The sequence below is a fragment of the Paenibacillus sp. J31R120 genome, from assembly GCF_056269225.1.
The window spans coordinates 552136-565171 of record NZ_JBWDNN010000002.1; the positions used below are offsets into that span (position 1 = coordinate 552136).

At 47.7% G+C, this 13036-nt stretch carries 12 protein-coding genes; 9 read left to right on the forward strand and 3 right to left on the reverse strand.

The window, feature by feature from the left end; genetic code table 11:
- Positions 1–16: 16 nt before the first annotated feature.
- The 3 genes from AC0YNW_RS09035 to AC0YNW_RS09045 are packed head-to-tail and all read left to right on the forward strand — an operon-like array spanning position 17 to position 1994.
- Positions 17–499 (forward strand): DUF2975 domain-containing protein, encoded by a 483-nt coding sequence (locus tag AC0YNW_RS09035; protein WP_475831659.1) that lies wholly within the window; start codon positions 17–19, stop codon positions 497–499.
- A 10-nt stretch (positions 500–509) separates the two neighbouring features.
- Complete coding sequence (locus AC0YNW_RS09040) at positions 510–722, forward strand: helix-turn-helix domain-containing protein (protein ID WP_119800105.1); 213 nt, start codon at positions 510–512, stop codon at positions 720–722.
- Positions 723–746: 24 nt separating this feature from the next.
- Complete coding sequence (locus AC0YNW_RS09045; RefSeq protein ID WP_475831660.1) at positions 747–1994, forward strand: DUF4153 domain-containing protein; 1248 nt, start codon at positions 747–749, stop codon at positions 1992–1994.
- Between the two features lie 107 nt (positions 1995–2101).
- Here the strand turns inward: AC0YNW_RS09045 and rsgA are convergent, their stop codons facing one another.
- Positions 2102–3163, reverse strand: coding sequence for a ribosome small subunit-dependent GTPase A (rsgA, locus tag AC0YNW_RS09050; RefSeq protein ID WP_475831661.1), 1062 nt, complete (start codon positions 3161–3163; stop codon positions 2102–2104).
- Positions 3164–3741: 578 nt separating this feature from the next.
- Between rsgA and AC0YNW_RS09055 the strand changes: the two genes are divergently transcribed.
- Complete coding sequence (locus AC0YNW_RS09055; RefSeq protein WP_475831662.1) at positions 3742–4461, forward strand: SDR family NAD(P)-dependent oxidoreductase; 720 nt, start codon at positions 3742–3744, stop codon at positions 4459–4461.
- 173 nt (positions 4462–4634) lie between these two features.
- Here the strand turns inward: AC0YNW_RS09055 and AC0YNW_RS09060 are convergent, their stop codons facing one another.
- Positions 4635–6488 carry a helix-turn-helix domain-containing protein gene (locus tag AC0YNW_RS09060; RefSeq protein WP_475831663.1) on the reverse strand — a complete coding sequence of 618 codons (1854 nt, stop codon included), beginning with the start codon at positions 6486–6488 and terminating at the stop codon, positions 4635–4637.
- 393 nt (positions 6489–6881) lie between these two features.
- Positions 6882–7676, reverse strand: coding sequence for an MORN repeat-containing protein (locus AC0YNW_RS09065; protein ID WP_475831664.1), 795 nt, complete (start codon positions 7674–7676; stop codon positions 6882–6884).
- Positions 7677–8306: 630 nt separating this feature from the next.
- On the opposite strand from AC0YNW_RS09065, the gene AC0YNW_RS09070 reads away from it, so the two are divergent.
- The 5 genes from AC0YNW_RS09070 to AC0YNW_RS09090 all read left to right on the forward strand — a co-directional run bounded on the left by AC0YNW_RS09070 (position 8307) and on the right by AC0YNW_RS09090 (position 13015).
- Positions 8307–9137, forward strand: a complete 831-nt coding sequence (locus tag AC0YNW_RS09070) for a ribosomal RNA small subunit methyltransferase A (protein ID WP_475831665.1) — start codon at positions 8307–8309, stop codon at positions 9135–9137.
- 131 nt (positions 9138–9268) lie between these two features.
- On the forward strand, positions 9269–11134 hold the full coding sequence (locus AC0YNW_RS09075; protein ID WP_475831666.1) for a 3-oxoacyl-[acyl-carrier-protein] synthase III C-terminal domain-containing protein: 1866 nt from the start codon (positions 9269–9271) through the stop codon (positions 11132–11134).
- Positions 11131–12012 carry a DUF6999 family protein gene (locus AC0YNW_RS09080; protein ID WP_475831667.1) on the forward strand — a complete coding sequence of 294 codons (882 nt, stop codon included), beginning with the start codon at positions 11131–11133 and terminating at the stop codon, positions 12010–12012. The genes AC0YNW_RS09075 and AC0YNW_RS09080 overlap by 4 nt, the downstream gene beginning before the upstream one ends.
- Positions 12013–12226: 214 nt before the next feature.
- Positions 12227–12589 carry a DUF3992 domain-containing protein gene (locus tag AC0YNW_RS09085; RefSeq protein WP_387470283.1) on the forward strand — a complete coding sequence of 121 codons (363 nt, stop codon included), beginning with the start codon at positions 12227–12229 and terminating at the stop codon, positions 12587–12589.
- Positions 12590–12628: 39 nt separating this feature from the next.
- Entirely contained in the window at positions 12629–13015 is a 387-nt protein-coding gene (locus AC0YNW_RS09090; RefSeq protein WP_387470281.1) for a DUF3992 domain-containing protein, read from the forward strand.
- The last annotated feature ends 21 nt before the right edge of the window (positions 13016–13036 follow it).

Consider the following 13036-nt stretch of genomic DNA (forward strand, 5'->3'; position numbering starts at 1 on the left):
AGTGAGGGGCTTTCTTATGAGACGAGGAACAACATTCTTTTTGAAGATGACTATTGCTCTAATGGGAATTGCGATTCTTGCTTTGTGCATCTTTCTGGTGCCAGAGATCGCGAATTTCGCTACGGAATTGTATCCGGATAAAACGTATATGGAAGCTCTCGTGTACATTGCCTTGTATGTGCCGGCGATTCCTTTTTACATCGCTTTATATCAAGCGCTTCAGCTTTTAAGCTACATCGACAAGAGCATTGCGTTCTCGGAATTATCTGTGAGAGCTTTGAAGCACATCAAAAACTGCGCGATTGCAATCAGCGGTTGGTTTGCGTTAAGCATGCCGCTATTCTATCTCGTGGCGGACAAAGATGATGCCCCGGGAATTATCATAATCGGGATGGTTATCATTTTTGCCTCCATGGTTATTGCTGTTTTTGCCGCCGTTCTTCAGAAGCTGTTGAAAGAGGCTATTGCTATCAAATCAGAAAATGACCTGACGGTCTGAGGTGAACATTATGGCGATTATAATTAATATTGATGTGATGTTGGCTAAGCGAAAAATGAGCGTAACAGAGCTTTCGGAGAGGGTTGGCATTACGATGGCTAATCTCTCTATATTGAAAAACGGAAAGGCGAAAGCGATTCGCTTATCAACACTGGAGGCCATTTGCAAGCATTTGGAATGTCAGCCGGGAGATATACTGGAATACAAAGACGATGAAGTCTAAGCATAGAGGAGAGGAGGCATAACGATGGGCAGCATCAACCTAATTACAGAGAACATGGATAATCCCCGTGAGTTGGAGAGACTGTTCAGAATGGAACCCGATCTGTTCAAAAAGTCGTTCTCCTATGCATGGGAACAAAACCCCGATTCGCAGGTTCTTGCCGTTTGGCAGGAAAGACTGCATTTCAAGGAGACGGAAAACACGGAAAAGCCTCCTTTTATATTCAAAAAGTTATGGCTCATAGGCATTTTAGCAATCTTGGCCGGGATTAGCACGAGGCTCCTTTTTCATTTTACCGAACAGGAAGCAATAGCCCCTATAAACCTTATTTTCGGAATACTTCCCTTTATAGCTGTTTATTTTGTGTATCATAACCCCGCCAATAGAAAGCTAATCTATATCCTTTCATCGTTATTTCTGCTCTCCGGATTTTATTTGAACTTGCTCCCGCTAGACGATAAAGACAGCATCATCATGGCTTATCTTCATCTGCCTATTTTCTTATGGGTAGTCATGGGTCTGGCGTTTACCGGAAATGAATACGGCAGAGGAAGCGCAAGATTGGCTTATCTTAAATTTAACGGGGAATTTAGCATTTTATATGCTTGCATGGCTATATGCGGAATGATACTAACCGCAATAACCATGCAGTTATTTCAATTCATCGGTACGGACATTTCGGAATTTTATTTTCGCAACGTCGTTTTATTCGGTGCCGCTGCTTTGGCGATCGTAGCAGCCTATTTGGTCACGAGGGACACTAAGCTTGCAAAACATATAGCGCCTTATATCGCCAAAATTTTTAGTCCGCTTGTTTTGGCCACATTGTTGGTCTACTTACTAGCGGTTATCTGGATTGGAAAAAATCCGTTCTTGGATCGCAATTTCCTGCTCCTTTTCAACGGAGTGCTCCTTAGCGTATTAGCCGTCACCATCTTCACCATTACCGAACGCGGCACGGGTGAGAAGAAGAACGTTTCCGATTATATTAGCTTTGCTCTCATCGCTCTTGCTCTTATCATTGATGGCATTGCTTTATCGGCTATCGTGTTCAGGCTTTCTTCTTATGGGATTACGCCCAACAGAATTGCTGTATTAGGCGTAAACCTGCTCATATTTGCCAATCTCATTTGGATTATACTTTCTTATGTGCGTTTTCTGGGAAATAAAGCGGGACCGACTATCATTCAAGATGCCGTTACAAAGTATTTGCCGGTCTACGGAGTGTGGGCTGCTTTGGTTACCTTTACTTTTCCTTTGATTTTTAGTTGAAAACCTCCCACACAAAGGGCATATCAAGCCGTTGTCATGACTGCTTGATATGCCCTTCCTATCTTTTATTCTCTTTTTCGGAAAGGGAATAGGGGGAGGATATGTCCTTACTTTTTCCTTCGCTTGTCTATGACGGATAATTTATGCCATTTATCCTTCTCCCTAAGGTATGCAGCCTTATTGGCTACGAACAAATTTTCCTTCTTCAATTGCAGGTAACGTTGCCAGCGATCCTCCTTAAGTGCGCCGTTATGAATCGCTTGCTTGACTGCACAGCCTGGCTCCTTCTCATGAGTACAATCTGCGAATTTGCATTGGTGAAACAAGGCCTCCACATCTGCAAACGTCTCGCTAATCCCGCTATCAGCATCCCATAGCCCCAACTCGCGCATACCGGGTGTATCAATTACCATTACGCCATTGTTCAGCAGCATAAGCTGGCGGTGGGTCGTGGTATGGCGGCCTTTGGAGTCTTCCTCGCGAATGCCGGAAACCTTCATCATTTCTTCTCCAGCCAGCGCATTTACCAGACTGGATTTGCCAACGCCGGATGAGCCAAGAAATACAATGGTCTTGCGCGGCTGCAAGTAGCCTTTCAATTCATCTAGTCCGTCGCCAGTCTTGGAGCTGATGGCAAATACGTCTGCACCGATCGCAATCTCTCTGACCTGCTGAAGCTGTTCGGATACCTGATCGGACAGATCGGCTTTGGTCAGTACAATGACAGGCTGAGCTCCGCTCTGCCAGGCCATCGTCAAGTAACGTTCAATCCGCTTCACATTAAAATCATAATTGAGCGAAGCCATAATAAATACATAGTCGAAGTTGGCCGCAACCAGCTGCTCCAGTATGCTCTTCACATAGGCTGCACCATGACCGGAGTAGTCACTGCGTGAGAAAGACGACTTGCGCTCATCGGTCTTTACAATCAAGCTGTCGCCGCCGGGATTATACTGGAGCCGTACATAGTCCCCAACTGTAGGGAACAGTTCATACGCATTTCCGTTATAGTAAATACCGGACTTGAGCCTTGCTCCAATCTCTCCATGCTTGCAGACAACCTCATAGCGTTCCCTGTGTACGGCGGTGATTCGTCCCGGAATGAGACCGGGGGGTTCTGTTGTTTCATGGATAGGAGAAATACCGTAATCTTCAATCTTTGTATTCATGATATTTTTTGCCTCCAAGTTTTTTATGTTTGTTTTCATGCAAAATAACTTTCATGCTTTCAGAAAAAAGACATGACAAAGAAGCGCAGCAAGCAGCCATTCCTGTGCATGGGCTGTTCTGCTGCGCTTCTTTGGACAACAACAAAAAACACACCTCAACGAGTGTGCCTGCAGTTAACAGTATTCACGAAAGGTTACTTTGACAACTTGGGCACGAATGCAAGCTCAAATAGACGTACACACAACTCCTGTAGAGCTAACTGGAGCCGGAACGTAAGAGACTGTCTAGAAGCGCATGCTGCCCGTATTCAATTTTAGGCGTTCATCACCATTACATGAATTGTCATTTGAGAAACATCCCCTTTCGATGGGCGAAAATAGTAAGGGAAAACTGTACAGACAGGAAAAATCTGCCGCTTTTCAAAGATACCATAACTTTTCAATAGTGGGAATGAAAGATCGTGACGACATATGATTTAAACCAAACTTTACCGCGCTAACTGACATTTGCAACAAAAGAGTCGATAGAACGTATGAAGAGCAGGGGTTTAGCTCAATTCAAATAAAGGAGAATAAGGATGAAAACATATATAGTATTTGGAGCCAGCAAGGGATTGGGGGATGCATTTGTAAGAGGAGTTCCTCAGCAAGGAGATAAAGTATGGGTCGTTGCTCGCAGCAAGCCCGAGAGCTTGGATGTAGAGGACGGCATTCAGCGGGAGTGGATACCGACGGATTTGTCTGACCTTCATTCAGCCGCACTTGTTCAAGAAAAGTTGCAGAATGAAACATTGGATGTTCTCATCTACAATGTAGGTATTTGGGAGAAGGAGGGTTTTGAGGATCACTATACGTTCGATAACGATGAGCCTGCCGACATCCAACATCTGATTCAAGTGAACATTACTTCCGCCATTGTATGTATTCAAGCCTTATTGCCGCGGCTTCGCAGATCTGATGCAGGGAAAATTATTTTGATTGGTTCGACAGCAGGCTTGAATAATGCGAACAGCAGTCAAGTTTCGTTTGTGGCATCCAAATTTGCGATTCGGGGAATTACAGAGGCGCTTAGGGAGCATACGAGAGAGGATGGCATTGCTGTGACGTGTATTAATCCTGGTGAACTGGCAGCCGAAATTCCGTATGAAGAAGGGGCTGAACGCGCTCTTGCTGCCTATGGCGGCACACGGATTCCGCTTCAAGATATGGTTTCCCTAGTGAGATGTGTGGTTAGCTTGTCCAAAGCAGCCTGTGTCAAAGAAATCAATATTCCGGCGTTAATGGATAAGAATGCATAGCATGTGAGATAGAGAACAGCTATTCACCTAGGCTGCAGCTTGCCAATGCTGGAGATATCCGCACGGAGCGGGATTTGTTCGTCATTGGCAAGCTGTTTTAGCTCGAAGCACAGGGCAAACTATCTAGCCTGCTGAAGGAAGTAACATTGCCAAAGGTTACTTCCTGGCAGGCTTTATTTCTTTAGCAAATCAACGATAATATTCAGCTGCTGTTCGACGGAAATCGGATCACTGGGGAGAAATTGATTAAAGTCAATGTTGTAGATTTTTCCCGCTTTTCCGGCTGGGGAATTTTGAATAAGCCTGTCCAGCTTCTTCATGTCTTCCTCTGCGCCTTCATTGACAGCCAGAAACAACCGGTCGCCGATGAAATCCGGGATCACCTCAGCAGATATTTCCCATGTCTCGCCATGAATGACATCGGACTCTACTTTTTTCTGTGGCTTCAAGCCCAGATACTTGTAGATAATATTGCCTCCCATATTCGTGTCACCGTAAACAAATAGGCTGCCAGTCCGCACATTCAGAATGGAGAAGGTTTCATCGGCTCCAACATACGGGCTAATCTTCTCTCTGTAATCGGCTATTTTTGCCGCAAACGCCTCATTCCATTGCTGCGCTTCCTTCTGCTTGCCGAGAATATCGCCGAACATTTCGACATCCTTGATCGGATCATTGTGCTGCTCCACAACAATCGTTGGTGCGATTTTGCTCAGCGCTTCGTACCCGCCTTCGAATACCTCCGCGAATGGTCCTGTTGTCACGATCAAATCAGGCTCCAGCGACAGAATCTTTTCCGCATCCGGCGGAACGCCAATATCTGCAATATCGGAGGTATCGCTTAACAGCGGATTTTTCAGGACAAAGCTTGTTGTACCTACCGGCTTTACACCAAGCGCCATCAATTCCCCCAAATGGAAGAGACTAACCACGCGCTGTGGCTTTACTGGAATAGACGTTTGGCCTTGCAAATGCTCGTAAATACGCGTTTCTAGGGCTGTATTCTCCGTATCGCTATCTTTACTGCCTGTCTGACATGCATTCAGAAGCAGTGCCGTACATAACAGCATCATCACTCCGAGCGTTGGTCTTGAAAATCTGAACATCGATGTGTCCCCTTCCCCAATCTGTTGATAATAACTCTCATTCTCATTATGGGAAGTAAGATTTAGAGATACAATGGACGATTTTAGCAAAGGAAATGGATTATGCTGAACCGTCTGCCCATTAATCTCGCGATACTGAAGAGGAGAGCAGCCAGCGTGCTTTTTGAATAAGCGGCTGAAATAATAGACATCTGCATAGCCGACGCTGCTTGCTATTTCCTGAATTCGAGCCTCTGATTTCAACAGGAACTGCTTCGATTTATGAATGCGTACATGAATCAGGTACTCGATCGGGCCTATTCCTATTTGGTTCTTGAACAAGCGGGACAAGTAGCTCGTGCTGCAGCTATACATCCCGGCCAAATCCTCGGCTGTCATCGAATCTCTGTAGTGCTCATGAATATAGTGGATCGCTTCGGTTACCACATTTATTTTGTTGTTTTCCGTTGCGATCGAACGGATCTGTCGCATCACCTCGTACACAAACGGAAGGAAGGCAGCCTGCGCCTGCAGCTTGTCCATCGGATTTGATTGCTGCCACAAACGATCCATCTCTTGGCACTTTTCCTGTAGAGGCAGCGATGCATAAGGAGTAAAAGCATACGGCAAATGGAAGCCCTCTTGATCCTCCTGCGAGATGCAAACGGCTTTGTACAGAATCAGATAGCAGGCAAAGTCGTTTGCCAGCGGCATAAAGCGCAGCGTTGCTCCTTTTCCTACATGCAGAATGTGAAGGGAGCGCGTTCGATAGATCGTTCCCGACAGCTCCAGTTTCGCTTCTCCGCTAGTAGTCACTACGAAAAAGCAGGTATGCGCCCCATAGTGATCAGGTACAGTTCCATTCTCCATACGATACTGCCGAATATCCAGCAATTGGACAGCAGTGCGGCTCCACCGCTCGATATGAGCTTCCCAATCCATAATGACTCTTCCTCTCACGGCATAGTTGATCGATGCAGGGGTTATGCCTGTACGATTCGGCGGCCATTCTCGCTCTTCCTGCGTGCATCTATGGCGATTTAAAGAGCGGACACCGCCGGCTACACCAACTGCTGCATGACAAGCGTATTGACACCGAAATCATCGTGTATTACAGTCGCGCAAGAACAGCAGAGGTATGTGGCAGGACTTAACTCCGCTTTTACCAGCCTTGGCAATATTAAGGATCAGCCGGGATTATTCTGATTCTGACCTGCGGACTCACCTTGGTCACTGGTAGCAAGCACGCACAGCGTGCAAGTGCTTGAAGAAGTTAGCGAACTACGGGGCATAGCCGAGAGGCCATGCCTTCGCGAATGCTTCATAGACCAATACTTATTCTCTTATAAATTCCCCGTCCCTATATTGTCCCTGAGCACTTTCGCCATTCAAGTACTCCGCGGTTACAATGTCCTCAGCAGTATTGTCGTCCCAGTCACCATACCATTCACCTGTGTAGGTAGTGCGATTGATGTCTGTCAGCGTTCCTTCTCCGTTTCGCTTGCCAGAACTCCAGACCCCTTCAAATTGACTGCCATTCTGAAAAGTATAGATACCTTGTCCGTCAAACTGTCCGAATTTATATTCACCGGCATAATGATCACCATCCTCAAAAAATTCCTTGCCTTGTCCGGATTTTTCACCGTTTTCCCATTCTCCCGAATAGATGGTTCCATCTTGGTAGATATATGTGCCGTAGCCGTGTCGTTTTCCATCAAGCCATGAACCGATATATGCATCATTGCTCGTTAAAAAGAGGGCACCCTGACCGCTTTCTTGTCCTAGCGAAAATTCTCCATAGTAAAAGCTTCCTTTCATGTCCCGGCGAATGCCGACTTGATCATGTTTGCCTTCCGACCACTTTCCAATATAATAGGCTCCATTTGGGGAGAGAGCTTGGCCAAATCCGCTGATGGCATCATTCTTCCATGTACCTGTGAACACTTTTCCGTCCGGATAATGTTTTTCTCCTATACCGTTAGCCTGCTGCTCGCGTATTTGGCCCGTATAGATAGATCCGTCAGGATAAGCTTTGGCGTCCTCTCTATTATTCCCATTGAAAATAACTAGGATGATCCCAACCAACACGACATTTAAAATGATGCTTGCATATGGAAGCCACTTTTTCATTTTCAAATTGCCCCTTCAATTCTCTTATTGATATTTCTTCTAACTCTTCGTAACTGCCGATACTCAAGCGGGATAATTCAAAAGCTTGTCGAACTCATCGTTCAACAGTAATCGGCAATATGTGTATTATCATTTATGTTAACTTGAAATGGAAGCGATGAGTAGGGGGCACCTGCACACAAGTCTGGAGAGCAGTTGCATGTCGCGTTCAGTACCGCTACGCAACTATACTTCTTGCCGACTAGCGCATATCTGTGCTAAAATAGGTCCAATTCAAGCTAAGGAGGGCTGTTCTAATGTTGGGTGCTTTGACTAGAAGAATTCGTTTTGTTCCTTTGTCCCACTAAATTTCATAGTGAGCAAAGGCTCTGCCTGCGTGCGGAGTAAAACGGAATCAGTCTGCCCATTTTAGGACATCCCGATCGTATCGGAGAACAAGGGACAGCTAGTCTGTCTCTTTTTTGCGTATGCAAAAGTGTATATGTGCATGGGAAACGTCTGCCAACTTTGTATGGTGCCATACGTTTGTTTGCATGTGCATGATTCAGCTTGTTTTCTTCCGTTTTTCGCCGCAGGCATATGCCTGCGTTTTTTTTGTTTTGCGAAAAATTAACGAAACGGGAGAATCATATGCGAAAACAAAACAAGAAGCAAGGTAACGCAAGAACACATAAATCTAATTTCTCGGCACAGCATTTACTGCATCATCCCGAGACGATTCGGCAATTCATTCTTTCGGCCCGGTTAAGCTCATCGGACACCGTGCTTGATATCGGCGCAGGCAAAGGAAGCTTGACCTTCCCGCTTGCCGATCAAGCTGGCAAAGTAATTGCAGTGGAGATGGATGCGGAATTTGTTCGCGTTCTCCGCGCAAAAGCGGAAGGAGATCCCCGCATACGGATTATTCAAGGCGACATCCGATTGCTGAGGTTGCCTAAGGAAGCATTTCATGTGGTAGCGAACATCCCTTTTTCCATTACAACGCCTATTCTTGAGAAGCTGTTTGGTCCCGAGGGAAGGGCGTTTCAACGGGGAGTGCTGATTGTAGAAAAAGGAGCTGCACGTCGGTTAACGCAGACCGAGACTCTGGACCCGCGTTTGTTGTTGTGGAGAATGCATTTTGTATTGGAGATGCGAACGGTCATTCCTCGCACACACTTCGCTCCGCCGCCGCGGGTGGATGCTGCCGTACTGTGTATTGAGCGAAGAGAGGGTCCGCTAATTCCCATTCAGCAAGGCGTCCGGTTTGTGGGATTTGCCAAGCTCTTGCTGCGCGAGCCCCGGATTGCAGCGGTTCATGCCTTAAAGGGGATTTTCACGCCTGCGCAGATCAAAGCTTCTGTGAAACTGGCAAACGTTGACCGCGAGCAAATGGTTCTTTCATTATCCTTGGAGCAGTGGGCGTCCCTTTTTTGCAGCATGCTGCAGCATGTCGCGCCTCATCGTTGGCCGAAAGGATAGAAAGTCGTCATGTCACAAAATTGATTCTGGATATGCATGATGCACCAGTACTACAAAAAGATGGAACTACCTGTACAGCTCCTTATCAGCGATTATGGATGATATACCATATCCATTGGGAGGTTTGCAGGATGAACAATGTTTATGTGACGAGCATGGGGAAGTTTCTGCCGGGAGAGCCTGTCCGGAATGAAGAAATGGAAGATTACCTGGGACGAATTAACGGCAAGAGCTCCAAGTCCATGCGACGCATTCTTGAGCAAAATAAAATCCGCTATCGCCATTATGCCATCGACAAGGAGCAGCGCAGCTTGTACAGCAACGCCGAGATGGCGGCTCTCGCCATCCGTGATGCGTTGAAACGCAATCCGAGTGCAGATGAGAACGACATTGACTTTCTAGCCGTGGGCACGACGCAGGGAGACCTGCTCGTTCCCGGCTTTGCAAGTATGGTCCATGCTGAAACAGATCTGCCTGTAATGGAAATCGCAACCCATCACGGCGTATGCGCCAGCGGCATGCAGGCAATGAAGAATGCCTATCTGCAAGTGCTGTCAGGCGAGAGCCGCACAGCGATATCCTGCGCAAGCGAGTTTCCAAGCCGCGTCTTCAAGCATACGCGATTCGAAGCGCAGCAGGGCTATAGAGATAGTGCCGTACCATTCGATACCGATTTCCTCCGCTTCATGCTGTCGGACGGAGCAGGTGCGGCCATCTTGCAGAATAGCCCTGCCCCTAGCGGCTTATCGCTTCGAATTGAGTGGATCGACAACAAGTCGTATGCGAACAGCTATGACGTATGCATGTACGCCGGGGTGAACAAGGACAATAAGGAGCATGCCAGCTGGCATGACTATCCGTCGGTACATGACGCAGCCGACGATGGCGCGGTCAATCTGAAGCAGGATATCCGGCTCGTGAACGAAATGCCGAAGGTCGGAGTCGACCGCTTCTTCGAGCTTGTAGAGGAAGGTGGCATCGACCCGACTTCCATCGATTGGATGGTGTGCCACTATTCCTCGCACTTCTTCCGCGACGAAATATTCCGCCTGCTGAAGCTCGGAGGCTTAATCATTCCGGAGGAGAAATGGTTCACGAATTTGTACACGCGGGGTAATACGGGAGCAGCATCGATCTACATTATGCTGGAGGAGCTGCTGGCCAGCGGCAAGCTGTCACCCGGAGAGCGCGTATTGTGCATGGTGCCGGAGAGCGGCCGGTTCCAGACCTCGTATATGCTGATGACTGTTGTTGGGTCGAAGGATGAGGTGCCTCGGACGCCTTTCGAGGAGCGGGAACCAGAAGCGCCGAAGCTGAAATACGATAACACGAATGATATACAGGCCCAGCTCGTTCGCCAGCTCGTGCGCGTATGGATCGACTTCGAGCAGAAGCTTGCCCGTGTGCCCGTTATTCATAAGCTGTACCAAGGGAAATTCACAATGAACGATTATAAGTCACTGATGGAGAATATTCGCCAGCAAGTCATCGACGGATCGCAATGGATCGCGCGCGCAGCGTCCTACATACCAATCGAAAATATCGATTTGCGTTCCACGTTCATTGCCCATGCGAGCGACGAGCACCGGGATTTTCAAATTCTGGAGCGCAATTATGTATCCGTCGGAGGAGATCTGGCAGCTATCCAGGCGGGGGAGAAAAATATCGGCAGCGAGGCTTTGTCCGCCTATCTATTCCAGCGTGCAAGCCGCGACAATCCCGTAGACTTGATCGGAGCGATGTGGATTATCGAGGGGCTAGGCTGCCGGATGGCCCGATATTGGGGTGAAATGATTCGCGATCAGCTTGGGCTGAGCGACGAGCAGGTATCTTTCTTGCTCTATCATAGCGATTCCGATGAGCTGCACTTCGAACGGCTGGAGACGGTTGTGCAGCACCCGCTGCTAACGGCAGACATCGCGGCCCGTATCGTCAAGACGGCCAAGACGACTGCACGGCTGTATTTGCTGCAACTAGAGGAGTTGAACTGCGTATGAGCGAGTCGGATTATTTCCGCAATATGACGCATGACCGGGACGACCCGAATCCTTTTCTGGCGATCTATCTCGATCAGAGTATTCCGTTCAATGAAGAAGCGAAGGCTGCCTATTTGAAGGATTGCTCGAGCCGGTCACGGCAGTTTCTGCTTCCGCTGCTGCGCCCGCTTGCCCGCCTCATGATCATTTTGCTGCAAATCTACAAGATCATCATACCTAAGGCGTTCACATCTTCCCGGTTGCTGCACCGAGTGCTGTACTGGGGCATGCGTAGATTTGTCAGTCCGAGCGCGAACTATATGATTCTGCGTCACTTCTACCTCGGGTCGGAGGTGCTGCAGTTCATCCGCGACAATGTGCCGGGCGTGAATATCACGATGAATCCGCTTAAGCCCACGAATCTGGAACCGGTGAAGGATGATCTATTCCTTATTCATGACCTGAACTTATACAACTTCGTCATTAACTTGAACAAGGAATTGCGGGAGAAGGGAATTGAGGTAACGAAGCAGGAGCATCTTAACTTCGCAGCCATTACGTCTGCGCCTCTGCCAATTGAGCCTCTGCCGAAGCGGTGGACGAACTTCATGGACCTCACGACGGCGATCGAGTGCTTCACGCCGGTCTACCAGTTGTTTCTGTCTGACAACGACTTCTGGCGTGCGACCAATTCCTTGCAATTAGATGAAACGATCGGCATTCTCGCTTCGAAAATCATTGGTAGCAACGACCGGCTCGCGCTCATTAACAACAAGCATCCAATGGTGCCGATGACAACGCTGAGTGCCGGCTTCCGGCTCGTGCTGCATGGGCTTGCAACAGAGCAATTGCACGCGCTGCTCGTTGAGCTGAAGTGCAAGCAGGAGCTTGCTGCTTGACGCACAACGCACATTTTCTCGTTTCTTGAGCGGTGTGAGAAACCAGAATACTATTAACAAACCGTTAGGGAATGCAATCAACCCTGACGGTTTTTTTGTGCGGTTCTGAAACCTATCAAAACAATAATAATGGTAGGTAAAAATCCACGCAAATCAAGCATATTCAGCATTTCATATGTAAAGGAAACTATTTAATAAAGGAGTTGCTCTGCATATGGGATGCAAGAGTTCTTCATCCTCATTGTCTTGTTGCCCCGATAGGAAGTATGTGCAAGACAAAGTGTGCAATCCATGGAATGGAAGCGGCGCAGCGGCAAACGATGTAGTCGTTTATTCCAATAACATCAATCGAAATATTGTTGGAACAGGATATCTTCAGTACACAACCGGACCTGATGAGATTACTCTCGAAATCCTCGATAGCGGTGGAACGGCTTTGGAGACGTTTATTCTTTCTCCCGGACAGAGTACTTCTTTTACGAGTCGTCGCTTTACGACTATACAGGTAGCCATTCCGGCTACGGCTGGAGTTTACCAGGGAGAGTTTTGCATCACGACCAGGTACCCCGTCTCTTAGTTTTTTATATGAATAAAATCTCGGGGAGTGGATTTGAAGATGGCATGCAACTGTTCGAGCGTATCGTTGACATGTTGTAAGGATCAGGAATATGTGCAAGACAAGGTGTGTATGCCTTGGGCGGGCGAGGTTCCCACCGGTGCAGCGGCAGTCGTTACTGTTAGCGTGTATACCAATAATTTCGGTCAGAATCTGGTTGCCACGGGGTATCTGCAATACGACTCTGGCCCGGAGCCTATTACGGTTCAAGCGATTGGAGCAAATAATGCCGTTATTGGCACACCCATAACGCTTACACCGGGTACCAGCACTTCATTTACCTTCCGAAGATTTAATGAATTGCAAGTCATCCTCCCTGTGGCAGCTGCTGGCGAAGGACCTTTTGCAGGGGAGTTCTGCGCGACAGTCCGTTATCCGCTTGCTTGATGACTTAGCCTTGCTTCGGAT